Raw genomic sequence first — 26,674 nt, 5'->3', positions numbered from 1 at the left:
TTTGTTCATCACTATTTAGATACTGTTTAATCACAAATGCTTTAAAATAAGCTTCTTTATGCGATATAGGTACTACTTTTATCCTACAAACTTTTAAACATTTTAACATGAAAAAAACAGTCCTTCTCTTTTTTTTGTTCTCAGTATTATTTGCTTCTGCTCAATTTAATTTTAGTTTTAAATTTTATAATACAAATAATACACAAATAGGAGTGAATACACCTATTCAATATGACAATGCAAATAGTTGGTATTTATATACTCAACAAATAGACTTATCACAATCTGTTTGTGAAGGAGATCAAATAACTATTAAAAATTTTTCAAATGGGTCTTTACTTCCTTCAATTGGGAATTATAGCTTAACTTCTACTACATTATGGGATGTTAAACCAGGATATACTTATAAAACAAATCCTAATTTATCTTTTGATAATGCATGGAGTACTTCTGGGACAATTATTGATAATCAAATATGGAATAATAATACTGGAATAACATATACAATTCCGAACTCAACTGGTTCCGGACAATATGCTTATCATACTATTTTAATTGCGCCTGTACTCAATGGCCATTTTGCTGGAGTTTACAACTCTAATTCTGGTTGTCAAAGAGTTATAGCATTAAAAATTAAAGTAAAAAAAGCACCTATTTGCATTACAAATAAGAACATTTGTGAAGGAGAATCAATAACTAATATGCTTTTAGGAATAGAATCTGGAATAACAGCTTCAAATTGGCTTCCAAATGATCCTAGAATAAATACTCCTACTCAAAACACAAATTACAGTGTTACCTTAAGTAATGGTACATGTTCTTTTAATTGCAGTTTTTCAATAAAAATAATTAAACCTGAATTTGAATTAATTTCTGACAACTATGTTTGTGGAGGTAATTTACCCTATTTAAGTGACATTAGCGTTTTTGATTATAATTATAAAAAAATAACAATTAATAATTTGGTTGTTTTTGATAATTATAATATAACAAATAATAATTATTTTGATAGTAATTATTATTTGAAACTAAACTCTTCTGGTATATATAATATTACTGTTACCTATATGACCTATTCGGGTGAAGAATGTTCTAAAACCTATACTATTAATTTATTAAAAAGTATTAAAATACCACTTCCTACTATCTTTTCAATGTGCAACAATTTTGAACAGATTTGTGCTCCATTAGCACCTGTAGGTTCTAATTATTCGTATCAATGGTGGGGACCATCAGCAGGAAGTAATAGTTCAACATTACTTAGTACTAGTTCTTGTTTTACTCCTAACTTGCATGGTAGTTTTTTATTAAAAGTTACAAATCAATATGGCTGTTCTGAAACACATCATTTTAGTGTTACAAACTCTATCCCTCAACCAAATTTAGGAAGTAACATTGTTGTTTGTAAAGGAGAAAGAATGCCTACAATTTCAATTCCTTATGAAATATTTGGAAACTCTGGTTATACAATTACATGGTATATAAATGGTATTGTTGTTCAAAATGGTGGCACTACATTACAAATGTCCCCTGGAAATGGAAGTACGGTTACTGTAACCATATCAAAGTCAGGATGCAAAACTCCATCAAACAGTATAACAGTTACTATACAAGATTGTAACCCAACTGCTATAATGTCAATTACTAACGGTGAACGAATTAATTCAATGTCATCAAAGTATGGGCCAATTAATGTTCCTGAAGTTTGTTTACCTGGTGCTATTATTGACGGTTCAGCAAGTCATCATGAGAACTCATATTTTGTAGAATTAGCAAAATTTGATTTAACAACATGGTCAGATATTGGATCTCCATTGTATTCTGGTTGGGTTCCAGGAGGAACAACAGTCCCAAATTATTTAAATGTTAGCACACTCTTAGGTACAAATCTTAACTTACAAACTGGTGTCGTTTATCGTTTCAGACTTGCTGTTGGCCCTATTTGGCATTCAACAGATGTATTCTTTACAGTAAAAACATGTCGTAGCTCACAATTATTTGTAAGTAAATCTGATGAGAATCCAATAGATGAAAACGTTATGATCGTTTATCCAAATCCTATAGAAAGTGATTTCTCAATTCAATTACAAAATGAAAGTAATGGAAAACTAGAAATTATAGATATTACTGGAAGAATAATTTACACAGAAGAGTTTAAGAGCAAAAAGAATTTTGAACTTAGTTTAGAAAATAACAACTCAGGGATTTATTTGGTAAAAATCACATCTGATACAATAACAACTACCAAAAAAATAATAAAAAAATAATAACAATAAGGCACTCTCTTTTAAAAAGAGAGTGCTTTTAATACATTATACTGATGAAAAAAATATTATACTTTATAGCAATTATACTTTTTATTAATTATACCTATAGTCAAGAATTAATAAAAAATAATGGTTTTGAACAAGGAACAATTCCTATATACACTCCAGATTATACTGGTAATTTTCCTGAGAACGTTCCTTATTGGAGACAAGGTTGTGATACTGATCCCATAACGGGATATCTCTTTACTCCTGATATACAAACAGTTGGATCTACAATATGCTATTGGAATGCTCCAAACAACAATCATACACAAAATTTAGCTCCAAGAATTACAGGAACAAATAGATATGTAAAATGTGTGAGAGGAGTAAATACAAGTGCAAATCCAAACTATAGTATAAGAGAATCTATAATTGGAGAATTAATTCAGCCTTTAACTGCTGGAACTTATAATGTTTCTCTCTATGGTTCAAAAATAAAAGGACGAGGATATTGTAATAATTCTATTACTACATTTCCATCTTCAGATCCTGGGGCAACCATTGAAGTTGTTTTAAGAAAATCAACGGATTTATGTAATTCATCTTCTCCTGTAATGTGGACTTCTTCACAAATTAATACAATAGGAAGCTGGCAACAATCTGGTGGTTCGTTTGTAATTGATTGTGCTGCCGCTGCAAAAGGCTATGATAGAATAGAGTTTAGAATGAAAGATATAAATGGTGTTAATGGATTTTTTATAGATGATGTTTCCTTAAAAAAAGCAGATATAAATCCAATAATTAATGTTTCAAAATTTTATTGTTCAAATACTCCTCTAACTTTTTCTGGATCAATACCTTCAGGTGAAAATTCATTAACTCACATGTGGGAAATACAAGAATGTAATTACAATGGAACTATTTTAATAGGCTCTCCTTTACATAATCAATGGCTTTGGGGAAATCCGTCTCCATACACTTTTCCTAGTAGTTTAAATTTACCTTGTAATAAATATTATAGAGTAAAGCTAGCGACCAGTAATAATGTTTCTTGTGAATGGGTAGAATCTTCGAAAGTAATCTATTTAAATTGTGCACCAACTTTAAATCCTATCCCTAATCAAACTATTTGTAATGGAGATAATGCTTCTTTTACCATTTCAACTAGTAATTGGCCTGTGCAAGTGTATAATGGAGCTTCGTTAGTAGGAACTTTTTATTCCAATCCTATAACTCTTTCTCCTACTCTAACAACCAATTATACTTTCAAAGTTACTAATGGTGCAAAATATAGTTGCTCAACAACACAAAGTGCTACGATAACAGTAAAAAACTGTCCAAGAGCTTGTTTTTCCATTAAAAACATCCATAGTCAACAAACTGAACCATCTTTGTATGGACCTACATCCATAAAAATATTATGTTTACCTCAAATTGAAATTGATGGAAGTTGCAGCACAAATGAACAAGGCTATCATATAAGAATTGCTGAGTTCAATCTTAACTCTTGGCAATTTATACCAGCAGATTATTACAGTGGTTGGGTTGGTTCAGGAACAGCTCCTAATTCAATAAACTTAACAAGCTTAATTTCTACACCTTCTGCAAATAATGGATGGACATCTCGATCATTTGACCCTACTAAATTATATATTGTAACTTTTGATGTTGGTCCAACTTGGCATTCTGCACCAGCTCAATTTTTTAGAGTACAAAATTGCATAAGCGTTAGTTTAGAAAATTTTAAAGATGATAAAACAAATACTACGATAAACATTTATCCAAATCCAACTAAAGATAATATCACAATTACAGTAGGTGAATTTGAAAAAATAATTTCCTATACAATTTATGATAGCACAGGATTTACAGTTGATCTAAATAGTAAATTTCATTCAGAATCTAACACGCAAAAAATAAATTTAAGCAATTTAAGAAAAGGGCTTTACATAATTAATATAGAAACTGACAAAGGGAATTATAAAAAGCAATTTATTAAAGAATGATATCAATAACTTTTTTAATCTTAAACATTTAAATATAATAATCATGAAAAAAAATCTAAAAAAAATTAGCGATTTCAATGAAAAGCTAATTCAAAAAAATCAACTTTATACTATAACTGGTAAAGGTTTAATAACAGATCCTAATAATGATCCGGAATCAAGTAGTCCTGTCGGAGATGACAATGTCGCAAATCCTAACCCTAATCCAAACTATACCCCTATAACTAGGAGTGATAAAAAATAATTTTAGGTAATTAAATAACATTAATCCGATTATGTATAAATCATAATCGGATTTTTTTATAAAATATAATATTGTTAATTCTTTAATTAAAGTAAAGCTATAAAAATATAATAAAAATTATATTTCATCACTTGTAAAACTCGCTATTTGCTTCTTTTTATAAGGTCTTATAATTAATCTTGCTTCTCTATCAAAACGAATATAATTGTAAACCCAGTTTAAAAATACAACTGCTTTATTTTTAAAACCAATTAATGAAAACAAATGCACAAACATCCAAACAAACCACGCAAAAACACCACTAAAATGATATTTTGGTAAATCTACAACTGCTTTATTCCTTCCAATAGTTGCCATTGATCCTTTATCTTTATATTCAAAAGGAATCATTTCTTTTTTATTAAGCAAACGAACTAAATTATCAGCCAAATGTCTTCCTTGTTGCATTGCGGGTTGAGCCATCATAGGATGACCTTGTGGAAAATCTTCTAAAGCCATAACTGCAATGTCTCCTATCGCAAAAATAGTATCATAACCTTCTACTTGACTATATTGATTTACTTTTATTCTTTCTGCTCTTTCAATTAAAGAATTAGCATCTAAACCACCTATTAAAGCTCCTTGAACACCTGCTGTCCATATTACTGTTGCGCTATCAAATGACAAATCAGAATTTGTGCTAACTGTTTTACTATCATATCCAGTAACACGCACATTTTTCCATACACTTACTCCTAGTTTTACTAAAAATTCTTCTGCTTTTTTAGAAGCATGTTCGCTCATGGTATTCAAAATTCTATCACCACTTTGAATAAGATTAATTTCCATTTTTCGAACATCTAAATCCGGATAATCCTTAGGTAAAATTGCTTTTTTCATTTCTGCTAAAGCTCCTGCTAACTCCACACCTGTTGGTCCACCACCTACTAGAACAAAATTCATTAAACTATTTCGTTCTTCTATATCATTAGTTAACAATGCTTGCTCAAAATTTTCTAGAATTAAACTCCTAATATTCAAAGATTGAGGAATTGTTTTCATCGCCATACAATTTCGCTCCATTTCTTTATTACCAAAAAAATTAGTTTTAGAACCTGTAGCTAATACTAAATAGTCATATTTCAATTCTCCAATATCTGCAATTATCCTATTTTTTTTAGCATCAATCTCCTTCACATCTGCTAACCTAAAGTAGAAATCATTATGTTCTTGAACAACTTTTCGAATAGGGTATGCAATAGAATCTGGCTCAAGGCCTCCTGTTGCTACTTGATACATTAACGGTTGAAAATTATGATAATTATGTTTGTCTAATAATACAACTTGAGCCTTTTTATTTCTTAGTTTTTTGGCTAAAGCAATGCCAGCAAATCCTCCTCCAATAATAACAATTCTTGGGAAACTACTACGTGGTATATTCATTTTTGAGTCACTCTTTATGTGTCCCAAAGATACAAAGTTTTTAAATTTTAAAATTAAGAATATTTTTTTTCATGTTACTTTGTAACAACATTCATAAAATAACTACTTATAGAATATGAATTCAACATCGGAAGAACATTTTGTAAAACAATTACAAGAAAATCAGAATATAATCCACAAAATTTGTAGGTTATATACTACTGATGAAGACTCACATAAGGACTTATTTCAGGAAATAACTATTCAACTTTGGAAAGCCTTTCCAAAGTTTAGAGGAGATTCTAAATTTACAACTTGGGCATATCGAGTTGGATTAAACACAGCTATTACATTATATCGTAAGAAGAAAAAAACATTAAATACAATTGAATTTGATAATACTTTTCATAAAGTAAAACAAGAAGATTACAATTTTGAAGAGGAAGAGCAACTTAAACTCCTATATAGTGCCATAAGTGAATTGAATGATATTGAAAAAGCATTAGTTTTTTTATATCTTGAAGATAAAGATTATACCGAAATATCAGAAACACTTGGTATTAGTGAGGTAAATGCTAGAGTGAAAATGAACAGAGTAAAAGGAAAATTAAAAAAAATATTAAATCCGTAACCAATGGATGAACTAGATATATTAAAAAAAGATTGGAAAAAAAGAGATCATTCTTTCAACCAACTTACGGAAACAGACATCTATAAGATGATACACAAGAAGTCTTCTTCTATTGTGAAATGGATTTTGATTATAAGTATTTTAGAAATTTTATTTTGGACTACTTTAAGCTTTATAACATCCGATGAAAACTATTTCAAAACACTTGAAACATATCATTTAAATATTATAATACCTATTATAGGTATTATTAATTATTCAGTAATACTATTTTTCATCTTTTTATTTTATAAAAATTTCAAAAATATTAATACTACTGAAACTGTAAAAAAATTAATGCAATCTATTTTAAAAACCCGAAAAACTGTTACATACTATGTTTGGTACAACCTTATTATGACATTTTTGATGTTTATTTTAGTGTTTTCTTTCCAAATTAAATATGACGCTAATTTAAATAACCTTATTGAAAAAACGTCACAAAGTATGAATCCAAATATTTTCTATATATTATTATTCGCTTTCTATATAATTATTGCATTAATAATAATAGCTTTAATATGGCTATTCTATAAATTAATTTATGGCATTTTACTAAAACGATTAAACAACAATTATAAAGAACTTAAAAAATTAGACTTATGACAACTAGAATCATTTTAACAATAACTTCTTTTATTATTGCCTTGGTTACTAATGCTCAGAAATTAGACAATAGCCTCCTATGGAAAATTTCTGGAAATGGATTAGAAAAACCTTCTTACTTATATGGAACAATGCATGCTGTTTGTGAAACAAATATAGATGAAGATGTAATGAAAGCATTTGAAGAAACCGATCAATTATATTTAGAATTAGATATGGATGATCCAAATTTACAAGCTTCAATGATGAATGGGCTTATGATGAAAGATGGTATTACAATTACTTCTTTAATATCTGAAGATGATGCAAAACTATTAGATGCTTTTTTAATTAAAAATGTTGGATACTCATTAAGCCTAATCAATACATTTAAACCATTCATGGTCTCAACAATGTATTTACCTAAATTACTCGATTGCCCAATGAAAGCAGTAGATTTAGAACTAATGAAAATATCTAAGGAACAAAATGAAGAAACTTTTGGTTTAGAAACTGTAGAAGATCAGCTAGCTGTTTTTGATAGAATACCTTATAAAGTACAAATTGAAGAGCTAATGAAAGTAGCAAAAAATGGGTTAGTTAATGATAAAAAAGAAATTCAAAAGATGTTAACGGTTTACAAAAGTGAAAACATTGAAGAAATGCTAAAACTAACCAAAGATTCAGATAATAAAATAACTTCTAAATTTTCTGAAGAATTATTAATAAAAAGAAATAAAAACTGGATTCCTATTATTGAAAAAGTAGTAAAAGAAAAACCAACATTTATAGGAGTTGGAGCAGGTCATCTAGCAGGTAATAATGGTGTTATTAAATTATTACAAAAGCAAGGTTATAATGTTGAGCCTATTAAATAAAAAAACAATATCCCGTTATCAAAAAATAACGGGATATTTTATTAATATCTCCACATTCTTTCTTTATCAAGTTTTGCTTGTTCTTCTAATTCTTCTACTGGAATAACTTTCAGAAAAGATGGATGTTGCTCAATTGCATATTCAATTTTTTCTACAATGCTATCAACAGTGTCATTTTCATAATCTATATCTAAAGGTGGTTTTATAACAAAAGATTGCAGAATTCCTTTCTTTTTTATTCTAAGTCCTTTTCTATCAAAAGAACGTCTAAAGCCATCAATTACAATAGGAACTACAATTGGTTTATGTTGCATTATAATATGAGCTGTCCCTTTTCTTACAGGCTTAAAAGAGCGTGTAGTACCTTGTGGAAAAGTAATAACCCAACCATCTTCTAAAGCAATTTTAATATTTTCAGTATCATTAGGGTTTACATCCCTTTTAACATCTTCTCCTTTCGCTCTCCATGTTCGTTCTACGGTTATAGCTCCTGCATATGCTAAAACTTTTGGCAACAATCCTTCTGTCATTGTTTCTTTCGCTGCTACATAATACATATTCATTTTTGGTTGCCACAAATACCCTACATTCTTTATATTGTTTTCTCTTCCTTTCAATGCGGCATTAAAAACATGAAACATAGAAACAACATCTGCAAAATAAGTCTGATGATTTGATATAAATAATACGTTTGTATCTGGTAATGATCTAATAATTTCAGATCCTTCAATATGTAATTTATTAAATCCTCTATAGCGTTTATGAGTAAAAGCACCTGCTATACGAATTAACCATTTTTTCAAAAATAATATATGTCCAAAAGGATTTCTTTTTATCAATCCCATAGTTTTTTATGTATTTAAGTCTAGAAATAGGGCTACAAATGTAATAAAACCTATCTCTTATTTAATAAAAAACAACTAAAAGTTAAATTACAATTACTAAAATTGAATTACATTTTTAATTGCTTCTTTTAATTCACTCATCATCATTGCTGTAGCTCCCCAAACTACATACTTTTCTACCATAAAAGCAGGTACTTCAATATCAGTTGCATAAGAAGTAGTCATTTTTACTTTAGTAATTGTTCGTTCATCTAAAAATAAAGATAAAGGAAATTCAAGTACACTTTTTACTTCATCAAAATCAGGAATAAACTTTAACTCTTCATTAGAAATTCCCATAAAAGGAGAAACTAAAAAATTACTTGGCGGAATATAAACTTTACTAAACGGTCTAATTACCTCTATCTTATCTGGAGAAATTCCAACCTCCTCATGTGTTTCCCTTAGAGCCGTCTCCGTTAAGTTTTTATCTTCTGTTTCTACCTTGCCACCAGGAAATCCAATTTGAGAAGAATGCACTCCAGGGTAAGTATTTCGAACAATTAAAGCTAAATGTGTTTGGGCATTCTTAGGATAAAAAAGCATTAATACAGCCGCTTCTCTTGGTTCCTTTTCAAGATAATCCATTTCTTTCAAAAAAGAAATTCTCTCAAGAGGAGCCATTTTTAAGTGAGCTTCTGTTGATAACAACTTTTCTTTTTCTATTTTTGGAACATATTTAATAAAATTCTGAAATAACATTTTTCTTTTTTTGAACAGATAAAGTTAATTCAATTTTTTAATATAAATTAATATTTTAAAGAATAATGTACAGTAAAGAAGAAGCACAAAGAATAAAAAAAGACTTTTGGATACAATTTGCCGAAGAATATCCTAGAAAATGGCTTTTATATAACACAAAAATTAAAGATGTATCATTTAAATTCTTTGTAGACAATAAAAAAGCTCAAGTTTTATTAGAAATAGAACCAAAAGAAGAAAAAAAACGTATAATATATTATGAGAAAATAGAGTCTTTAAAGACTATACTCTTTGAAGATTTCATAAATGATGCTATATTTGAACGAGATTATCATTTAGAATCAGGTAAAATTGTTAGTAGAATCTGGGTTGAAAAAAGAAATATAAGCATTAATAATAAAAATACTTGGAACGAAATATTTGATTTTTTTAATGAAAAAATGGATGCTTTTGAAAGGTTTTTTTATGAACATGAAGAATATATAAATGACTTAGAGACGAACACATAAATAGCGCTTTTGTATGTTAGATATGTAACATTTTCTCATTTTTTTAATTATTATATTTGAGTATTAAAATTATAACATTATGAAAATTTATCTTATTCTAATTTTAATTGCATTACAATCGTGTCAATCACAAACAAAAAAAGAAATAAAACCCAAGATAACAAAGAGTAATTCTGAATGGAAATCTCAACTTACCGAAGAACAATATGAAGTACTTAGAAACAAAGGAACCGAAAAAGCATATACTGGTAAATATTGGAATCATTTTGAAAAAGGAAAATATGTCTGCGCTGCTTGTGAAAATGAACTTTTTATATCAGATACAAAATATGAATCACACTGCGGTTGGCCATCATTTGATCAGGCTATAAAAGGCTCTGTAATTTATAAAGAAGATTTAACTTTTGGAATGGTACGTACAGAAGTAATGTGTGCAAAATGTGGTGGTCATTTAGGGCATGTTTTTGATGATGGTCCAAAAGAAACTACTGGAAAACGATTCTGTACAAATTCTGTATCTATAAAATTCATTCCCAAAAATAATAAATAGCCTAAAACAAAAACATCTAAACTTATATTATATAAATATGCTAATAACTTCAATCAGAGAAAATTTTTCAGAAATTATAGAATTACTTAATCAACTTAATGATGAAGACTATATATTTTGTCACCCAGAATTAAGTAATGCTACAATTGGAGAGCATACTAGACATATAATTGAGCTTTATCAAGCTTTAATTGATAATTATAATACTGGAGTTATAAATTATGATAAAAGAGCAAGAAACATATTAATTCAAACTTCCATTATAGAAGCAAAAAAAGCAATAAATAGTATTTTATCAAAAATAGAACTCCCAAATAAAAAGCTAATTCTTGAACAAGGAACTTTACAAATACGCTTTAGTGTTGATACAAACTATTTTAGAGAACTTCTATATAACCTAGAACACAGTATACATCATCAAGCCTTAATAAAAGTAGCTATAATAAAAAACCAAAACATTGAAATTTCTCATAACTTTGGTGTTGCTAAATCTACAATAGAATTTAAAACACAATGTGCACAGTAACTTTTGTCCGTCTAAAAGATAGTTTTTGTATTACATCAAGTCGAGATGAGAAAGTTGCTAGAGAGAGAGCTATTCATCCTACAAAATACATCATAAAAAATAAAGAAATAGTTTTTCCAAAAGATCCAAAAGCAGGTGGAACATGGTTTGCCCATGATAAAAAAAACATCTTAGTTCTACTGAACGGAGCAAAAGAAAAACATATTCCAAAAACGAATTACAGAAAAAGTAGAGGGCTTATTTTAATTGATTTAATAATTACTGATAACCCTTTAAAAGAATGGCATTCAATTGATTTAAACAACATTGAACCATTTACAATAGTATATTTCAACGGAATAAAACTATATCAATTTCAGTGGAATGAAATTGAAAAAACTACTCTTGAATTAAACAGTAATGAAAATCACATTTGGTCTTCATCAACTCTATATGAAGAAGAAATAAGAGAAAAACGAAATAACTGGTTCAACAAATTTCTAGTAACAAACTCAGAAATAAAAGCTAATTCTCTTCTAAATTTCCATCAATTTACAGAGTCAACAAACAAAGATTTTGGTCTTCAAATTAACCGAAATAATATTTTAAAAACCGTTAGTATCACTCAAGTAGAAATTAAAAACGAAACTATTTCGTTACAATATATTGATTTATTCGATTAATGAAAAAAATAAAATTATTCCTCCATAAGTTAACTAATTGGGAGTATTGGCCTTACCAAATTGTATACTTTCCTGTATATTTTCAATATTTATATTATGCAGTAAAAGCTAGATCCTTTTTCTTCTTTAATGCTTCAAATCCCACTATCAAAAATGGAGGATTCTTTATGGAGTCAAAAAAAGAGATCTACGATTTAATACCTCAAAAATACTATCCAAAAACGTTACTTTTCATCAAAAACACATCAATTGAAGTTGTAAAAAAATCAATAGAAAATAATCAATTAAACTATCCTTTAATTGGTAAACCAGATATTGGACTAAGAGGTACTGCTGTTAAAAAAATAGATAATGAAACCGAACTCACAAATTATATCAAACGAGCTGATTTTAACTTTTTGATACAAAATCTTATCCCATTTCAAAATGAAATAGGACTATTTTACGTAAAACTTCCAAACGAAAGAACAGGAACGATTACTGGAATAGTGCAAAAAGAATTTTTAATTATAACTGGAAATGGAAAAAATACAATTAGAGAACTTTTAAACCAAGATCCAAGATATCAATTCCAAATAAAAGCTCTAGAAAAAGAGTATCCTAATAAAATAGACGAACTATTACCTAAAAATGAAAGTATCAATTTAGTTCCTTATGGAAACCATTGTAGAGGTACAAAATTTGTTGATGCAAGTGATAAAATATCGCCCAAAATGATTGATACCTTTAACAAAATTTGTGATGAAATAAATGGGTTTCATTTTGGCAGAATGGATATAATGTTCAATAATTATGAAGATTTAGAAAATGGAATTAACTTTCAAATAGTAGAGATTAATGGAGCTATTAGTGAACCTACACACATGTATGATCCAAAACATTCATTATTATATGGATGGAAAGAACTTACTAGACATTTTAAATATATGTATCAAATAAGCACACACAACAAAAAAAATGGTGCCAGATATTTAACTTTTAGTGAGGGAATAAAAGAATTTAAAAAACATCATGAATATTACGATACAATTCTAAAATTTTAACTTTACTTAAAATATTCAAAACTTAAAAGCAACTTATAAATAAGTTGTTTTTTTATATGATAATCTATATCGATTGTTTAGAACAAGACAAACAGTTCTTTTTTTAATTTAAAAAGGACAAATTATTTTATTTAACAATTTTTATTTATAATTTTAAAATATACTCGAACATTTATAATTAGTTTTATTTTAAAATAAAAAAAGCACAATTTTCACTAGAAGGATTGCAAGGCTTATTGTCAAAATATGATATTATTATAAAATAATACTGTTTATCATAGAAGTCTTTTAATTAATCTATTTCAAGGATTTTGTGTTAGAAAACTAAACATTTTTATTATAGATATTCTAAAACATGAATAAATTAAAGCTTATATTATTTTTCTTTATGAGCATCATTTTTAGCTCATCAAATTCATATTACCCCAATATTGATTCAAAAACTGAAATTAGTATTTTATTTATTGGAAATAGCCTTACTTATACTAATAACCTTCCAAAACTGATAAAGAAAACTGGCAAGAAAAAAAATTTAATCATAAAAACTCAAATGATTGCTTTCCCAAATTATTCGATTGCAGATCATTGGAATGATGAAAAAGTTCAAGAAAATATTGCTCAGAATAAACATGACTATGTCATTATCCAACAAGGTCCTTCTTCTCAAATAGAAGGAAGAGAAATGTTAATAAACTATGGAAAAAAATATAATGATTTATGTAAAAAAAGCAATACTAAATTATGCTATTTTATGGTTTGGCCTTCTCTTAATTATTATCATTCATTTGACAATGTAATCAAAAATTATAGTGATGCTGCAATAATAAATAATGCTATATTACTTCCTGTTGGGAAAATATGGAAAGAACATTTTGACAGAACAAAAAAATTAAATTATTATAGTTCAGATGGTTTTCACCCTTCTTTAGAAGGAAGTCAAATTACTGCGGATATAATAGTAGATTATTTAAGTAAAATATGATTTTTTTATTTTATTAAACCTCATCTAAATAAAGCATTTTAAGTATTTTTGAAACTTAAAAAAAATACTACATAAATGATTTGCACATTTTATTCACATCAAATCGGTTTTAAAACTATTTTAGAAATAATAAAGAATACAATTCCAAAAGCAAAAATAGAAACAAAAACAGAAAATGAATCTACTATTGCAGAGATTACATTAAAAGAAAATCTTTTAAAACCAGCTAAAAAAATAAGGATTACTTATAGAGAAAGAAAAGAACCATCTTATCAAATTCCTCAAATTAGTGATAGCTCATTAACTGATAACCTAAAAGGGCTTTATGGTTATGTAAGCTCATTACCAACAAGAAACGAAGCAATAAAAGGTTTTTTTCTTCAAAAAATACTAACCTTAAATAGTGAGTTTTCCGTTGAAGAAATAGCAGGAACAATTAACCAACTAAAGTCTATAATTGAAGAAATTGCAAATAAATTTGATACTGTTATATTTACTCAACCAAATACAATTATAAGTAAATCAACATCTCAGCATTTCTTAGATAAAAATTTACAATTAATTATTGACACTGAAGGAAATTGTGAAATTGAAAAATTAGATGTTTCTATCAACTCTATTTATTTTGATGAAGAACAAAATACTGTTACAGACGAGCAACTTGAACGAAAAAACAGAAATGAAAATACTTTAACCGATTATAATATTAAGATTAATAAAAATCTTCCTTGTATTGAATCGGAAGAAGAAACAACTATTCGTTCGATAAAAGAGATAGCACGAAGAGTTAGCGTTTTGGCAGTCACAAATATGGTAGCTTTTAATACTATTTCAAGCGAAGAAGCAATAGAATACCTAAAAGAATACAATTTATGGGAATTTGTTACTCCTAAAGAAAAAGACTTTTTAACTGATCCAACTGAAGAAAAGAAAATGTATGAAACATGGAAATGTGAAGCTATTTATACTTTAATGTGGGCTTTAAAAAGCTTTGATACTTTAGCCTTTCCAAATGAATTATGTGATTTAAATCAAATTCCTTATGAGCAATATCCTGTTGGTCAAGATAAAGATCCTAATGATTTTATTAACAATGTAATCGAAAGTCGTTCTGTAGCTGATTTATTGGATATGGCTGATTTATACTATAGATTTGATTGGGCTTGTGTTGATGCTAGAATTAACCAACAAAATATAGAAACAATTCATCCAGGTATTGTATATGAACGTCATTATGCATTAAATTGGCTTATCAACTATATGGGACAAGATTGGGATAACGTTAGTTGTGACACATAATAAATAAATTCATCTAAAATCTCAAGTTCTAAATTTTGAGATTTTTTTATTTAAAAACAATAGACAGACTTGTCTGTATAAACTAAAAATGTTTATATTTGCAATAAAGAATTAATTTATGCTCTTACCGAAAGAAAGAATATTAAATACAACTTTTGAGTTATTCCATAAACAAGGGTATAATTCAACAGGTATAAATCAAATAATTGCAGAAGCTAAAGTTGCAAAAGCTAGTTTTTATCAACATTTTAGTTCTAAAGAAAATTTATGTCTTGAATTTTTAAAAATTCGTCATCAGTTCTGGTTTGAAGAATTAATAAAATTTACTTCGAAAAAAAATAACGCAAAAGAGAAAGTAATTTCAAGCTTTAATTTTCTTATTTACATGAATGAAAAAGAAGACTTTAGAGGCTGTAGCTTTCTTAACATTCTTTCGGAAATACAACCTGAAAACACTAAAATATTAACCTGCATTCAAAATCATAAAAAAGATTTAAGGCATTATTTTTTTGAAATACTAAAAGAAAAATATGTATCTGATCATGTGTACTTACTTTTCGAGAGTAGTATCATTGAAAGTCAAATGTTCAAATCAAATGAACTAATAGAACAATCTAAAAATATTATTAATACATTAATCAAATAAAAATGGAACAAAAATATCCTCTTCCGCCCTTTTCATTAGAAACAGCGAAAGAAAAAATTCAAATGGCAGAAGATGCATGGAATAGTCAAGATGCAAAAAAAATAGCAAATGCTTATACCATAACTAGCGAATGGAGAAATAGAAATCAATTCATTAATGGAAGAGAAGAAATTATCACATTTCTTACTAAAAAATGGCAGACAGAGTTAAATTATAAACTAAAAAAAGAATATTGGGCTCATACTGAAAATAGAATAGCAGTTAGGTTTGAATATGAATATCAAACAAAGGATGGTAACTGGTATCGAGCTTATGGAAACGAAAATTGGGAATTTGACGAAAACGGATTAATGAGTAAACGTTTTGCCAGTATAAATGATGTAGAGATTGAAGAAAAAGATAGAAAATTATAATATATTATGATCAATTAAAGTTCTAAAAGCAAAAACTCCTAAACTTTAAAGTTTAGGAGTTTTTTTTATTCTTATTTTCAAAAAATTACTCTTTATCAAAATAATCAATTACTGCTTGACTTACTCCCATATTAGAAAAACCACCATCATGAAATAAATTCTGCAATGTAACCATTCGTGTTAAATCAGAAAACATAGAAACTGTATAGTTTGCACAATCTAAAGCTGTTGCATTTCCTAACGGAGACATTTTATCAGCATAAGCAATAAATCCATCAAACCCCTTTACTCCTTGTCCTGCTGTTGTAGGTGTTGGAGATTGAGAAATAGTATTTACTCGCACTTTTTTATCTCTTCCAAAGAAATATCCAAAGCTACGAGCAATAGACTCTAAATATGCTTTATTATCAGCCATGTCATTATAATCTGGAAAAACACGTTGTGCAGCCATATAAGTTAAAGCTACAATGCTTCCCCATTCTGCCATGGCTTCTTTTTTATGCAATACTTGCATTACTTTATGAAAAGAAACGGCAGATACATCCCATCCTTTTTGAGTGTAATCATAATTTTGATTGGTATAATGATTTCCTTTTCTAACATTTACTGACATTCCTATTGAATGCAAAACGAAATCAATCTTTCCTCCTAAAATTTCAACAGCTTTGTCTACTAAATTTTCAATATCTTCTACAGATGTTGCATCAGCAGGAATAATTTGTGAACCTGTTTTCTCTGCTAAATCTTTAATAGTTCCCATGCGCATTGCAATTGGAGCATTAGTCAATACAAATGTTCCACCTTCTTCATGTACACGTTCTGCTGTTTTCCAAGCAATAGAATTTTCGTCTAATGCACCAAAAATAATTCCTCTTTTTCCTTTTAATAAATTATACATAAATTGTAATTATATATTTTACTTAAAATTATTTCAACAATAAAGTGCTTATTTACTGAATACTTGACACTTGCACCATTTCGTTTGCTTCGGCTAAATAGTCAACCCCATCAAAACCAAATCCAAATAAATTTAAGAAATCTTGCTTATAACCTGCTAAGTCTCCTATTTCACTTAAATTTTCTGTTGTTGCTTCTTCCCAAAGTTTAGCAATTCTAGCCTGAACATCATCTCTCATTTCCCAATCATCAATACGAATTCTTCCTTTATCGTCTAAAGGCAATTCTTTCCCAGAAAACAATCTATCGGCATATAATCTTTGAATTTGTTCTATACAACCTTCATGAATTCCTTCTTCTTTCATTATTTTGTATAATAATGATATATATAAAGGTATCACAGGAATAGCTGAACTTGCTTGTGTAACTAAAGCTTTATTTACAGAAACATAAGCTCTTCCGTTAATCGATTTTAATTCGTCTGCAATTTCAAAAGCAGTTGCTTCTAAATGATCTTTAGCACGCCCAATAGTTCCTTTTCTATAAACGGCTTCCGTTAATGATGGCCCTATATAAGAATATGCAATAGTTTGCGCTCCATCTGCTAATAAGTCAGCATCTTTCAAAGCTTTCATCCACATTGCCCAATCTTCTCCTCCCATTACAGTCACTGTATTTTCAATATCGTCTTCATTTGCTGGTTCAATTGAAACATCTGACACTTTTCCTGTATGAAAATCAACTGTTTTATTTGTAAAAGTTCCTCCAATAGGCTTTAATGTAGAACGGTGTAAAACACCTGTTACTGGATGTAAACGAACTGGTGAAGCTAAACTATAAATAACTAAATCTACCTGACCTAAGTCTTGTTTTATTAAATCTAATGTTTGCTGTTTTACTTCATTTGAAAAAGCATCTCCATTAATACTTTTTGCATATAAACCTGCTTTTTTTGCTTCATCTTCAAATGCAGCAGAATTATACCATCCTGGAGAAGCTGTTTTACCTTCACTTGGTGCTTTTTCAAAGAAAACACCTATTGTTGAAGCATTTGAACCAAATGCACTTGTAATTCTTGATGCTAATCCAAATCCTGTTGAAGCACCAATAACTAATACTTTTTTAGCACCGTCAATAATTCCTTTTGATTTGATATATGCTATTTGATTTTTTACATTTTGTTCACATCCTTTTGGGTGCGATGTTAAACAAATGAAACCTCTCATTCTTGGTTCTATTATCATATCGTTGTGTATTTATACCTATTAAGGTAATCTTTTATAGCTACTATTTACTTATAATTTGAAGAAACAAATATAAAGTTTATAAATTAGTTCAACAAAGCTTTTGCATGATTTAAGGCTGAATCTGAAATATCTTTTCCTGACAACATTTCAGCAATTTCAACAATTCTTTCTTCATTATTTAATAACTTTAATTCAGAAAGGGTATCATCTTTTACATTGTATTTAAACACTTTATAATGTTGATTTCCTTTGGCTGCAATTTGAGGTAAATGTGTAATGGCAAAAACTTGCATATTCTTACTCATCTCTTTCATAATTTCACCCATTTTATTTGCAATTTCTCCTGAAACTCCTGTATCTATTTCATCAAAAATAATGGTTGGCAATTTAGAATAATTAGCTAAAACAGCTTTTACAGCAAGCATTATTCTAGACATTTCTCCTCCTGATGCCATTTTCTTTATAGCGCCTAATTGAAGTCCTTTATTTGCAGAAAATAATAAATTGATAACATCTTTTCCGAATTTTGTAAAGCTTTCTGTTTCTTTTATTTCAAAAAAGACTTTTGCATCAGGCATTCCTAATAATGCTAAAATGGTTTCTATTTTTTTAGCTAAAATTGGAGCCGCTTCATTTCTTGCCTTTGTAATAAGTTCAGCTACTAGATTTACTTTTTCTTTAATTTCTTCTAACTCACCCTTCTTATTCTCTATTTCTGTGTCTAAATCATCTGCTCTAAGAACTTTTGAATCTAAATCATTTTGAATCTTTAATAGCTCTTCAATAGTAGTAACTTGATGTTTCTTTTGTAAGCTATAAATCGTTTGTAATTTTGTATTTACAAGTTCCAAACGTTCAGGATCATTAATTATTTTTTCTGAATTTGAGTAACATTCATCAATAATATCTTGTAGTTCTATAGAAACACTTGTAACTCTTTCATGAAAATCATTATACTCTTTTGAAAATGTTGCAATTTTCTGAAATGATTGTTTAATTTCATTAAGGGTAATAATTGTTCCTAGTTGTTCTTCATTAGCCAAGCTAAGCGCTTTGTCTATATTTTCTTTTATAAATTCAACATTACTTAACTTCTCTAATTCTTCTTCTAATTCTGCTTGTTCTTCTACTTTTAAATTTGCTGCTAATAATTCTTCTAAAAGGAAGCTATTATATTCTTGTTCTTTAGAAAGCGACTCCTTTTCAGCTATAAGTTTGGTTAATTCTTTATTTGTTTTGTTTAACAAGCTTAATCCTTTTCTATAACTTATTATTCGCTTTTCATTTTTTGCTACAGCATCAACTATTTGGAATTGATATTCTTCATTTAACAATTCACGTGTTTCATGTTGAGAATGAATATCAATTAAAAAAACAGATAGAGCTTGTAATTCATTTAAATTAACCGGACTATCGTTTATAAATGCTCTCGATTTTCCAGAAGGTAAAATCTCTCTTCTAATAATAGTTTGCGCTTCATAATCTAATTCTTTTTCTACAAAAAAAGGTTCTAAATTATAATTTGAAAGAGAAAAAACAGCTTCAATAACACATTTTTGTTCTTTATCTTTCAATACAGATAAGTCGGCTCTATTTCCTAGAACTAATCCTAATGCTCCTAAAAGTATGGATTTTCCTGCTCCAGTTTCACCAGTTATAATAGAAAATTGGTTCGAAAATTCAATTTCTAAAGATTCTATCAATGCATAGTTTTTTATCGAAAGTGATAAAAGCATAGTATTGTGTGTATTTTAAGATTTTATCTAATTTTATTCCATTTAATAGAATTTAATGGAGAAATTCTATTAAGCGTTTCTAGTAACGCTGCATTATTTGTCATTGGTCCACCAGTAAATATTTGTACAATTTCGTCTGTTTTTGCATCAAAAAAGGTACGTGTCAATAATGCATTTGGTCTTGATTTTTGAATTTTAGCTAATGTTTCAATTGAATTTGCAACACCTTCTTTCCCTTTTTTCAAATCATCTGCCATAAGATCCAATCCTTTGAAGTGGTATTCATACAACGATGTTCTATAAGGTGAATATGTGTTTGAAAGCATATCTGAAATTAAAAAATAACGATTATTATTATTGCCTTCAGATTGTGACCATCCTTTATAACCACTAGATTGTGCAACATTCATAATATTTGATGCAACTCCTAAATATTTTGTTCCTCCTAATTCACTGTAAGAATCCATATCTAAACCTAATATTATATTAACATAAAATGCTAAAACAGATGTAAGGTTTGAATTAAATGAATTCTGGTCAAATATTAATTGCTCAAATTCTATGAATCTGAAACTAAAATCTTTATCATTCAAATTTAATATTGGTGAACTATATGTTGAATTAAAAATTGGCCTTGAAGATTGAATTTGTAATGTAGCTGAAATATTATTTGAATTGAATTCTGAAACATTTATAAAAAAATTACATTCAATTTTTTCATTTTGCTCGTATTCACGATTTGTCCATTTTGTTGTATTTAAAAACTCTGAAACTTGTTTCTCTAAATTTTTAAATATTTGAGGGTTAACATCGGTCATTCGCTCAGCATTTACTGATACTGAAGCATTCAGTTCTTGTGCAAAATTCATTTGGAATGAAATAACAACAATAAATATAGTTAACCAGTTACGCATCATAATGTTGAATAATTTTATTTATAATATCCTGAGCTACAGATTCTTTACTTTTTAAGTTCATTGGTTCAACAATAAACTGTTTATCTATAAAGGTAACTTTATTAGTATCATGACCAAAACCAGCTCCTTTATCATTTAAAGAATTTAAAACTATCAAATCTAAGTTTTTTTTCTGAATTTTCAGCTTTGCATGTTCAATTTCATTTTCTGTTTCTAATGCAAAACCAATTAAAAACTGATTTTTTTTCTTTTCTCCTAAAGAAGCTAAGATGTCTTTTGTTTTCTCTAACTCTATTATAAACGTAGGATCATTCTTTTTTATTTTCTGAAGTGCAACATTTTTTGGTCTATAATCCGCAACTGCTGCTGCTGCTATTGTTACATTTACTTCTTCAAAATATTCATGACAAACGTCATACATTTCTTGTGCTGATTGCACTCTTCTTAAATGTATAAAAGGATGCTCTACTTTCAAATGAGTTGGACCAGCTACTAAAATTACTTCAGCTCCATTATGAGCTGCAATTCTTGCTATATCAAATCCCATTTTTCCTGAAGAATGATTTCCAATAAAACGTACTGGATCAATGGCTTCATAAGTAGGTCCTGCGGTAATTAAAATTTTCTTCCCTTTTAAAGGTAGTTTTGAAGTAATATCCTTTTCTATAAAAGATATTATATTTTCTGGTTCTGCCATTCTTCCTTCTCCAGAAAGTCCACTTGCTAATTCTCCGCTTTCTGCTGGAATAATAGTATTACCAAACTTTTGTAATTTATTAAAACTTTCTAATGTAGAAGGATGTTTGTACATATCCAAATCCATTGCTGGTGCAAAGTATACTGGACATTTAGAAGACAAATACGTAGCAATTAAAAGATTATCGCAATTGCCATTTGCCATTTTAGACATTGTATTTGCAGTTGCTGGTGCAATAAGCATATAATCTGCCCATAGAGCTAGCTCAACATGATTATTCCATATTGCATTTTCATCATCTTCGTTGTAAAAACTAGAATGAACGGGATTTTTAGAAAGTGTAGATAATGTTAAAGGTGTAACAAAATCTTTAGAAGCAGGTGTCATAACAACTTGTACTTGAGCACCTGCTTTTATAAAAAGTCTAACAAGATGTGCTGTTTTATAAGCGGCAATTCCTCCTGAAACTCCTAGCAAGATTTTTTTACCACTTAATACAGTCATACTCATGTATTATTTTGCTTCTCTATGATAAATTTTACCTTCTAACCATTCTTGAACAGCTAAAGCGTGAGGTTTAGGTAATTTTTCATAAAATTTTGAAACTTCAATTTGTTCTTTGTTTTCAAAGATTTCTTCTAAACTATCATTGTAAGTTGCAAATTCTTCTAATTTTTCAATTAATTCCTTTTTAATTTCGGTATTAATTTGACCTGCTCTCTTAGCCATAATTGTTATAGCTTCATAAACGTTCCCTGTTGGCTCTTCAATCTTACTTTTATTATAAGTGATTGTGTTAACTGGAGCTGTAGTCTTTTTTAAATCCATGATTTAATTTATTTAGAAAATTGTTGTAATTCTTTGTCAATTGTCGCTAACATTGTGTCAGCCTTTGGCTTAAATTGTGATTCTGCATTAAACTTAATAAAACTATTGTACATTGTTTTAGCAAGATTTAATCGATCTTCTTTTTTATATTCAACACTATTAATTGCTAATTTATAAGCCGTGCTAAATTTTAAAAATAATGCTTCTTCTTTAAAAGGGGTTCCTGGATAATCTGAAATAAAATTATCTAAAGCTTTCAATGCTGCATTATATTCTAATCGGTGATCTGAAATAGTATAATATTGTTTCGCTATTTCAAAAGCTTTCTTTTCTAATTTCTCTCTTAATTCCTTAACGTACTCATTTGCTTTTGGTAAATATTCTGAATCGGGATAAGTATCAATAAATTTTTGCAATTTAGAAAGTGCTTTTTCTGTATCAATTTGATCTAAACTATACCTAGGTGATAATCTATAGAAACATTCAGCTCCTAAAAAAGCAGCTTCTTCTCTTTTCTCACTTTTAGGATAACTTGATGCAAAACTTTCAAACTGATATCCTGCTAAATAATATTGTTTAGTATTATAATATGATTTTGAAAACATATAAAACAAACGCTCTGCTTGTGGCTTTCCTCTATAAGCTGGTATTATCTGCTCATATAAACGCAGTGCTTTTGTGTATTTCCCTTTTTCATATAAATCATTTGCCGTTTTACTCTTGAGTGCTAAATCTTCGCTTTTTAAAGCTTTTTGATATTCACTACAAGATGAAAGTGAAATAATAATAAGGATGAAACAGATAAATTTATTCATTGATTTTATTTTTTTACTTTTTTAATACACATGAATTAACACCTAAAAAAGCAACTGCAAATTTAGACATAATTTAAATACTATGGAAATCTTTTTTTAGCTTATTTTTTTCGTAAAATTTTTTAGTTTATTAGCTAAATTTTCATCTACATTAACTAATGGTAAACGAACCGTATTTTCTGATAAACCAAGAGTTTTAAAAACTTCTTTAATTCCCGCTGGATTACCTTGTTCAAAAATCATATCGATTGAATCTGCTAAAAGATAATGCAACTTATAAGCTTCTTTTCCTTTTTCTTGCAATCCAAGACGTACCATTTCAGAAAATTCTTTTGGAAAACCTTGACCAATTACTGAAATTACTCCAGAACCTCCTGCTAAAACCATTGGAAGAGTAATCATGTCATCTCCAGAAATAATTAAAAAATTCTCTGGTTTATTTTGAATCAATCGCATAGCTTGCACAATGTCTCCTGCTGCTTCTTTAACACCTATAACATTTTTAAAATCATTTGCTAAACGAATAATTGTTGATGGCAATACATTACTTGCTGTTCTTCCTGGTACATTGTATAAAATAACAGGAATTGATGAAGCTTCTGCAACTGCTTTAAAATGCTGATAAATTCCTTCTTGCGTTGGTTTATTATAATATGGTGAAACAGATAAAATAGCATCAAATTTTGACAAATCTCTTGATTTTAATTCTTCTACTACTTTCAGTGTATTATTTCCTCCTACTCCTAAAACTAATGGTAATCTACCTGCATTAGCTTCTACAATAGTCTTTATGACTAATTCTTTTTCATCTTGAGACAAAGTTGCTGATTCTGCCGTTGTTCCTAAAACAACAAGATATTCTACTCCGCCTTTGGTTACAAAATCTACGATTCTTTTTAATGCTTCAACATCTATTGAAAAATCTTCTTTAAATGGAGTAACTAGTGCTACACCAGTACCTTCAAACTTTTTCATGTTATATTTTATTAAGTATTTTTAAATATTTGAATAATTCAGAGACAAACTCTTTATAGTTTTTCATTTCCAAGGCTAACATAAAATGATGGATTCTTTTGTCTACTGTTGAAAATCCCATTTTAAATTTTGCTTTTGATTTTTTTGCAATTAATAATAATGGTAATTTTTCTTCATCAAAATAATTAATTAACAAATCGAAAGGATAATCTACAAAATCCTGAATATGCTTTGCACCAATTCCTCCTGTGATAGTAATATCTTTCATGGAGAAAAAAAGTGATTCATTTTCGCTTTTATTTTTTATTTTATCCCGATATGCTATCATTCTTATATCTTCAAAATGATTGCTGTGTGATTTAATTTCCGATATAAGCTTTTCTTTATCAAAAAAATAAGTTGTATCTACAATAATACCTATTGTTTTAATTTTATCATTAGTTACATCTAGGTTATACTTAGATAACCTTTTCTTAATTATTTTTTTTAGGAAAAACCTCTTAATTATTCTAGAAAACATAGTAATTTTACGTGTTCGACAAAAATAAATATTTAAACCTATTTAAAGGATGGTAAATGTAAAAAAGAAAAGAGTAAAATATAGTTATTTTGTTATATTATTAACATTCCTATTTATAGTCTCTTGTAAAACTTCTAAATCTAATATATATGAAGTTGAAGGTAAAAGAATTAACATCAATGAATCTTATGCTGGTAACACTGAAATAGAAAAATTCATACAACCTTATAGAGAACACATTACTAAAGATTTAGACAGTGTTTTGGCTTACAATCCTGTAAATCAAGAAAAAAGTAAAGGCAAATGGCAGACTAATATTGGCAACTTATTTGCAGAAACAACTTTAGCATTTAGTAAGCCTATATTTCTTAAAAGAGAAAATAAAGATATTGATTTTTGTTTACTAAACCATGGAGGAATAAGAGCTATTATTCCTAAAGGGAATGTTACGTCTAGAACTGCCTACGAAATAATGCCTTTTGAAAATAGTATTATGATTATTGGTTTAAAAGGTAAAGAAGTAAGAGCTTTAGCTGATTATATTATAAAAGAAAAAAAACCGCATCCTTTAGCAGGTATAACAATCTATACAAATAAGGATGAAAATACTGTAATGGATATAAAAATAAACAATCACTCTATTGATGATAATAAAATATATTATGTAGCAACTTCTGATTATTTAGCTAGTGGTGGCGATAGCATGACATTTTTTAGAGATAGTTCATTAAAATATGATATTGATTACAAGTTAAGAAATTTATTTATTGACTATTTTAAGAAAATAGATACATTACCTAATATAACAACAGAAAGAATTATCATAAAATAAAGCCTATAAAATGCAAAGAAGAGATTTTTTACAAAAAACAGCAGCCAGTTCGGCTTTATTAACAGTTGGAGGATTATCATTAAGTAGTTTTTCAACTATTGAGGAGAAAAAAATAACAATTCTACACACTAATGATGTTCATAGTCATATAGATCCATTTCCTGCGGATCATCCAAGAAATCCAAATATGGGTGGAGCAGCAAGAAGAGCAAGTGTAATAGAACAAATTAGAAAAGAAGAAAAAAATGTTCTTCTTTTAGATGCTGGAGATATTTTTCAAGGAACTCCTTATTTTAATTATTATGGTGGTGAATTAGAGTTTAAACTAATGAGTATGATGAAATATGATTTAGCTACAATGGGAAATCATGATTTTGACAATGGAATTGATGGTTTTCATGCACAATTACCACATGCTAGCTTTGACTTTGTTTCAGCAAATTATGATTTTACAAATACTATATTAGATGGAATTGTAAAACCTTATAAAATAATTATAAAAGACGGAATTAAAATTGGAATATTTGGATTAGGCGTTGAGCTTGACGGATTAGTTGATAAAAAACTATATAAAGAAACAGTCTACAATAATCCTATTGAAGTTGCAAAAGATATGACTAGGATATTAAAAGAAGATAAAAAGTGTGATTTAGTTATTTGTCTTTCTCATCTTGGTTTTAATTACAGAAACGAACCTGATAAAGTTTGCGATATATTACTTGCAAAACAAACAAAAGATATTGATTTAATTATTGGAGGTCATAGTCACACTTTTTTAGACAAACCTGTCATAGAAACTAATGTTGATGGAAAAGCAGTACTAGTGAATCAAGTTGGATGTTTTGGAATTAACCTTGGTAGAATTGACTTCTATTTGTCTAACAATAAAAAACACGATAATACTACTAGAAATATTATTCTATAAGTTTCATAAAAATATTCTATACTCTTTTAAATG

Annotated in this window: 29 protein-coding genes; 17 read left to right on the top strand and 12 right to left on the bottom strand. The window is 28.2% G+C overall.

The genetic code is table 11. The features are described 5' to 3' along the window. Positions 1-107: 107 nt before the first annotated feature. The 3 genes from LXD69_RS11225 to LXD69_RS11215 are packed head-to-tail and all read left to right on the top strand — an operon-like array spanning position 108 to position 4,502. Positions 108-2,267: a T9SS type A sorting domain-containing protein gene (locus LXD69_RS11225; RefSeq protein ID WP_246915443.1), complete on the top strand. Its 2,160-nt coding sequence runs from the start codon at positions 108-110 to the stop codon at positions 2,265-2,267. Between the two features lie 53 nt (positions 2,268-2,320). After that, positions 2,321-4,258, top strand: coding sequence for a T9SS type A sorting domain-containing protein (locus tag LXD69_RS11220; protein WP_246915441.1), 1,938 nt, complete (start codon positions 2,321-2,323; stop codon positions 4,256-4,258). Positions 4,259-4,301: 43 nt separating this feature from the next. Further along, positions 4,302-4,502: a hypothetical protein gene (locus tag LXD69_RS11215; RefSeq protein WP_246915440.1), complete on the top strand. Its 201-nt coding sequence runs from the start codon at positions 4,302-4,304 to the stop codon at positions 4,500-4,502. Between the two features lie 117 nt (positions 4,503-4,619). On the opposite strand, the gene LXD69_RS11210 is transcribed toward LXD69_RS11215, so the two are convergent. Further along, on the bottom strand, positions 4,620-5,924 hold the full coding sequence (locus LXD69_RS11210) for an NAD(P)/FAD-dependent oxidoreductase (RefSeq protein WP_045966289.1): 1,305 nt from the start codon (positions 5,922-5,924) through the stop codon (positions 4,620-4,622). Positions 5,925-6,039: 115 nt separating this feature from the next. Here LXD69_RS11210 and LXD69_RS11205 point away from each other — a divergent pair, with 115 nt between their 5' ends. Genes LXD69_RS11205 through LXD69_RS11195 form a run of 3 tightly spaced genes read left to right on the top strand, consistent with a single transcriptional unit; the run spans position 6,040 to position 8,036 of the window. Next, entirely contained in the window at positions 6,040-6,534 is a 495-nt protein-coding gene (locus LXD69_RS11205; protein WP_045966287.1) for an RNA polymerase sigma factor, read from the top strand. A gap of 3 nt (positions 6,535-6,537) precedes the next feature. Then, entirely contained in the window at positions 6,538-7,179 is a 642-nt protein-coding gene (locus LXD69_RS11200; protein ID WP_045966285.1) for a hypothetical protein, read from the top strand. After that, positions 7,176-8,036: a TraB/GumN family protein gene (locus LXD69_RS11195; protein WP_045966283.1), complete on the top strand. Its 861-nt coding sequence runs from the start codon at positions 7,176-7,178 to the stop codon at positions 8,034-8,036. Before LXD69_RS11200 ends, LXD69_RS11195 begins: the two co-directional genes overlap by 4 nt. Before the next feature lie 41 nt (positions 8,037-8,077). On the opposite strand, the gene LXD69_RS11190 is transcribed toward LXD69_RS11195, so the two are convergent. Both LXD69_RS11190 and LXD69_RS11185 read right to left on the bottom strand, forming a co-directional pair. Then, positions 8,078-8,881, bottom strand: a complete 804-nt coding sequence (locus LXD69_RS11190; protein WP_246915438.1) for a lysophospholipid acyltransferase family protein — start codon at positions 8,879-8,881, stop codon at positions 8,078-8,080. A gap of 96 nt (positions 8,882-8,977) precedes the next feature. Beyond that, positions 8,978-9,622 carry an NUDIX hydrolase gene (locus LXD69_RS11185; RefSeq protein ID WP_045966279.1) on the bottom strand — a complete coding sequence of 215 codons (645 nt, stop codon included), beginning with the start codon at positions 9,620-9,622 and terminating at the stop codon, positions 8,978-8,980. 65 nt (positions 9,623-9,687) lie between these two features. Here LXD69_RS11185 and LXD69_RS11180 point away from each other — a divergent pair, with 65 nt between their 5' ends. The 9 genes from LXD69_RS11180 (at position 9,688) to LXD69_RS11140 (ending at position 16,252) form a co-directional block, all read left to right on the top strand. After that, positions 9,688-10,131, top strand: a complete 444-nt coding sequence (locus LXD69_RS11180) for a DUF4268 domain-containing protein (RefSeq protein WP_045966277.1) — start codon at positions 9,688-9,690, stop codon at positions 10,129-10,131. A 79-nt stretch (positions 10,132-10,210) separates the two neighbouring features. After that, positions 10,211-10,681 carry a peptide-methionine (R)-S-oxide reductase MsrB gene (gene msrB / locus LXD69_RS11175; RefSeq protein WP_246915436.1) on the top strand — a complete coding sequence of 157 codons (471 nt, stop codon included), beginning with the start codon at positions 10,211-10,213 and terminating at the stop codon, positions 10,679-10,681. A gap of 37 nt (positions 10,682-10,718) precedes the next feature. Further along, a complete protein-coding gene (locus tag LXD69_RS11170; protein ID WP_246915434.1) occupies positions 10,719-11,207 on the top strand; it encodes a DinB family protein in 489 nt (162 codons plus the stop codon). Continuing rightward, positions 11,195-11,869: an NRDE family protein gene (locus LXD69_RS11165; protein WP_246915432.1), complete on the top strand. Its 675-nt coding sequence runs from the start codon at positions 11,195-11,197 to the stop codon at positions 11,867-11,869. Before LXD69_RS11170 ends, LXD69_RS11165 begins: the two co-directional genes overlap by 13 nt. Continuing rightward, positions 11,869-12,912, top strand: coding sequence for an ATP-grasp domain-containing protein (locus LXD69_RS11160; protein ID WP_246915430.1), 1,044 nt, complete (start codon positions 11,869-11,871; stop codon positions 12,910-12,912). Before LXD69_RS11165 ends, LXD69_RS11160 begins: the two co-directional genes overlap by 1 nt. 355 nt (positions 12,913-13,267) lie before the next feature. Then, positions 13,268-13,894 (top strand): SGNH/GDSL hydrolase family protein, encoded by a 627-nt coding sequence (locus tag LXD69_RS11155; protein ID WP_246915428.1) that lies wholly within the window; start codon positions 13,268-13,270, stop codon positions 13,892-13,894. Between the two features lie 75 nt (positions 13,895-13,969). Next, positions 13,970-15,193, top strand: coding sequence for a DUF4272 domain-containing protein (locus tag LXD69_RS11150; protein ID WP_246915426.1), 1,224 nt, complete (start codon positions 13,970-13,972; stop codon positions 15,191-15,193). A gap of 118 nt (positions 15,194-15,311) precedes the next feature. Next, entirely contained in the window at positions 15,312-15,839 is a 528-nt protein-coding gene (locus LXD69_RS11145) for a TetR/AcrR family transcriptional regulator (RefSeq protein WP_045971765.1), read from the top strand. 2 nt (positions 15,840-15,841) lie between these two features. Beyond that, positions 15,842-16,252, top strand: coding sequence for a nuclear transport factor 2 family protein (locus LXD69_RS11140; RefSeq protein WP_246915424.1), 411 nt, complete (start codon positions 15,842-15,844; stop codon positions 16,250-16,252). 85 nt (positions 16,253-16,337) lie between these two features. Here LXD69_RS11140 and LXD69_RS11135 read toward each other — a convergent pair whose 3' ends face one another. The 9 genes from LXD69_RS11135 to LXD69_RS11095 all read right to left on the bottom strand — a co-directional run bounded on the left by LXD69_RS11135 (position 16,338) and on the right by LXD69_RS11095 (position 24,884). Then, positions 16,338-17,150, bottom strand: a complete 813-nt coding sequence (locus LXD69_RS11135; RefSeq protein WP_045971769.1) for an enoyl-ACP reductase FabI — start codon at positions 17,148-17,150, stop codon at positions 16,338-16,340. 52 nt (positions 17,151-17,202) lie between these two features. Next, complete coding sequence (gene fabV / locus LXD69_RS11130) at positions 17,203-18,393, bottom strand: enoyl-ACP reductase FabV (RefSeq protein WP_246915422.1); 1,191 nt, start codon at positions 18,391-18,393, stop codon at positions 17,203-17,205. Between the two features lie 86 nt (positions 18,394-18,479). Further along, entirely contained in the window at positions 18,480-20,132 is a 1,653-nt protein-coding gene (gene recN, locus LXD69_RS11125) for a DNA repair protein RecN (RefSeq protein ID WP_246915420.1), read from the bottom strand. 23 nt (positions 20,133-20,155) lie between these two features. Beyond that, positions 20,156-21,049 (bottom strand): type IX secretion system protein PorD, encoded by an 894-nt coding sequence (porD, locus tag LXD69_RS11120; protein ID WP_246915418.1) that lies wholly within the window; start codon positions 21,047-21,049, stop codon positions 20,156-20,158. After that, the gene (coaBC, locus tag LXD69_RS11115; protein ID WP_246915416.1) at positions 21,039-22,250 is read right to left on the bottom strand and encodes a bifunctional phosphopantothenoylcysteine decarboxylase/phosphopantothenate--cysteine ligase CoaBC; all 1,212 of its coding nucleotides are present in this window, start codon (positions 22,248-22,250) and stop codon (positions 21,039-21,041) included. Before coaBC ends, porD begins: the two co-directional genes overlap by 11 nt. Positions 22,251-22,259: 9 nt before the next feature. After that, positions 22,260-22,574 carry a DNA-directed RNA polymerase subunit omega gene (locus LXD69_RS11110; RefSeq protein WP_045971778.1) on the bottom strand — a complete coding sequence of 105 codons (315 nt, stop codon included), beginning with the start codon at positions 22,572-22,574 and terminating at the stop codon, positions 22,260-22,262. 8 nt (positions 22,575-22,582) lie between these two features. Continuing rightward, positions 22,583-23,389, bottom strand: coding sequence for an outer membrane protein assembly factor BamD (locus LXD69_RS11105; protein ID WP_246915414.1), 807 nt, complete (start codon positions 23,387-23,389; stop codon positions 22,583-22,585). A 96-nt stretch (positions 23,390-23,485) separates the two neighbouring features. Next, complete coding sequence (dapA, locus tag LXD69_RS11100) at positions 23,486-24,364, bottom strand: 4-hydroxy-tetrahydrodipicolinate synthase (RefSeq protein WP_045971782.1); 879 nt, start codon at positions 24,362-24,364, stop codon at positions 23,486-23,488. A 1-nt stretch (position 24,365) separates the two neighbouring features. Beyond that, a complete protein-coding gene (locus tag LXD69_RS11095) occupies positions 24,366-24,884 on the bottom strand; it encodes a DUF6913 domain-containing protein (RefSeq protein WP_246915413.1) in 519 nt (172 codons plus the stop codon). A 49-nt stretch (positions 24,885-24,933) separates the two neighbouring features. On the opposite strand from LXD69_RS11095, the gene LXD69_RS11090 reads away from it, so the two are divergent. Both LXD69_RS11090 and LXD69_RS11085 read left to right on the top strand, forming a co-directional pair. Beyond that, positions 24,934-25,716, top strand: coding sequence for a 5'-nucleotidase C-terminal domain-containing protein (locus tag LXD69_RS11090; RefSeq protein WP_246915411.1), 783 nt, complete (start codon positions 24,934-24,936; stop codon positions 25,714-25,716). 10 nt (positions 25,717-25,726) lie between these two features. Further along, positions 25,727-26,641 carry a bifunctional metallophosphatase/5'-nucleotidase gene (locus tag LXD69_RS11085; protein ID WP_246915409.1) on the top strand — a complete coding sequence of 305 codons (915 nt, stop codon included), beginning with the start codon at positions 25,727-25,729 and terminating at the stop codon, positions 26,639-26,641. Positions 26,642-26,674 lie beyond the last annotated feature (33 nt).

The organism is Flavobacterium sediminilitoris, from assembly GCF_023008245.1.
Classification (GTDB): domain Bacteria; phylum Bacteroidota; class Bacteroidia; order Flavobacteriales; family Flavobacteriaceae; genus Flavobacterium; species Flavobacterium sediminilitoris.
The sequence above is the reverse complement of the archived record's forward strand: the minus strand, read 5'-3'. Positions and strand labels throughout refer to the sequence as shown.

Coding starts and splice junctions, on each gene's coding strand:
- LXD69_RS11225 (WP_246915443.1), top strand. CDS start 108: ATGAAAAAAACAGTCCTTCTCTTTTTTTTGTTCTCAGTATTATTTGCT.
- LXD69_RS11220 (WP_246915441.1), top strand. CDS start 2,321: ATGAAAAAAATATTATACTTTATAGCAATTATACTTTTTATTAATTAT.
- LXD69_RS11215 (WP_246915440.1), top strand. CDS start 4,302: ATGAAAAAAAATCTAAAAAAAATTAGCGATTTCAATGAAAAGCTAATT.
- LXD69_RS11210 (WP_045966289.1), bottom strand. CDS start 5,924: ATGAATATACCACGTAGTAGTTTCCCAAGAATTGTTATTATTGGAGGA.
- LXD69_RS11205 (WP_045966287.1), top strand. CDS start 6,040: ATGAATTCAACATCGGAAGAACATTTTGTAAAACAATTACAAGAAAAT.
- LXD69_RS11200 (WP_045966285.1), top strand. CDS start 6,538: ATGGATGAACTAGATATATTAAAAAAAGATTGGAAAAAAAGAGATCAT.
- LXD69_RS11195 (WP_045966283.1), top strand. CDS start 7,176: ATGACAACTAGAATCATTTTAACAATAACTTCTTTTATTATTGCCTTG.
- LXD69_RS11190 (WP_246915438.1), bottom strand. CDS start 8,881: ATGGGATTGATAAAAAGAAATCCTTTTGGACATATATTATTTTTGAAA.
- LXD69_RS11185 (WP_045966279.1), bottom strand. CDS start 9,622: ATGTTATTTCAGAATTTTATTAAATATGTTCCAAAAATAGAAAAAGAA.
- LXD69_RS11180 (WP_045966277.1), top strand. CDS start 9,688: ATGTACAGTAAAGAAGAAGCACAAAGAATAAAAAAAGACTTTTGGATA.
- msrB (WP_246915436.1), top strand. CDS start 10,211: ATGAAAATTTATCTTATTCTAATTTTAATTGCATTACAATCGTGTCAA.
- LXD69_RS11170 (WP_246915434.1), top strand. CDS start 10,719: ATGCTAATAACTTCAATCAGAGAAAATTTTTCAGAAATTATAGAATTA.
- LXD69_RS11165 (WP_246915432.1), top strand. CDS start 11,195: ATGTGCACAGTAACTTTTGTCCGTCTAAAAGATAGTTTTTGTATTACA.
- LXD69_RS11160 (WP_246915430.1), top strand. CDS start 11,869: ATGAAAAAAATAAAATTATTCCTCCATAAGTTAACTAATTGGGAGTAT.
- LXD69_RS11155 (WP_246915428.1), top strand. CDS start 13,268: ATGAATAAATTAAAGCTTATATTATTTTTCTTTATGAGCATCATTTTT.
- LXD69_RS11150 (WP_246915426.1), top strand. CDS start 13,970: ATGATTTGCACATTTTATTCACATCAAATCGGTTTTAAAACTATTTTA.
- LXD69_RS11145 (WP_045971765.1), top strand. CDS start 15,312: ATGCTCTTACCGAAAGAAAGAATATTAAATACAACTTTTGAGTTATTC.
- LXD69_RS11140 (WP_246915424.1), top strand. CDS start 15,842: ATGGAACAAAAATATCCTCTTCCGCCCTTTTCATTAGAAACAGCGAAA.
- LXD69_RS11135 (WP_045971769.1), bottom strand. CDS start 17,150: ATGTATAATTTATTAAAAGGAAAAAGAGGAATTATTTTTGGTGCATTA.
- fabV (WP_246915422.1), bottom strand. CDS start 18,393: ATGATAATAGAACCAAGAATGAGAGGTTTCATTTGTTTAACATCGCAC.
- recN (WP_246915420.1), bottom strand. CDS start 20,132: ATGCTTTTATCACTTTCGATAAAAAACTATGCATTGATAGAATCTTTA.
- porD (WP_246915418.1), bottom strand. CDS start 21,049: ATGATGCGTAACTGGTTAACTATATTTATTGTTGTTATTTCATTCCAA.
- coaBC (WP_246915416.1), bottom strand. CDS start 22,250: ATGACTGTATTAAGTGGTAAAAAAATCTTGCTAGGAGTTTCAGGAGGA.
- LXD69_RS11110 (WP_045971778.1), bottom strand. CDS start 22,574: ATGGATTTAAAAAAGACTACAGCTCCAGTTAACACAATCACTTATAAT.
- LXD69_RS11105 (WP_246915414.1), bottom strand. CDS start 23,389: ATGAATAAATTTATCTGTTTCATCCTTATTATTATTTCACTTTCATCT.
- dapA (WP_045971782.1), bottom strand. CDS start 24,364: ATGAAAAAGTTTGAAGGTACTGGTGTAGCACTAGTTACTCCATTTAAA.
- LXD69_RS11095 (WP_246915413.1), bottom strand. CDS start 24,884: ATGTTTTCTAGAATAATTAAGAGGTTTTTCCTAAAAAAAATAATTAAG.
- LXD69_RS11090 (WP_246915411.1), top strand. CDS start 24,934: ATGGTAAATGTAAAAAAGAAAAGAGTAAAATATAGTTATTTTGTTATA.
- LXD69_RS11085 (WP_246915409.1), top strand. CDS start 25,727: ATGCAAAGAAGAGATTTTTTACAAAAAACAGCAGCCAGTTCGGCTTTA.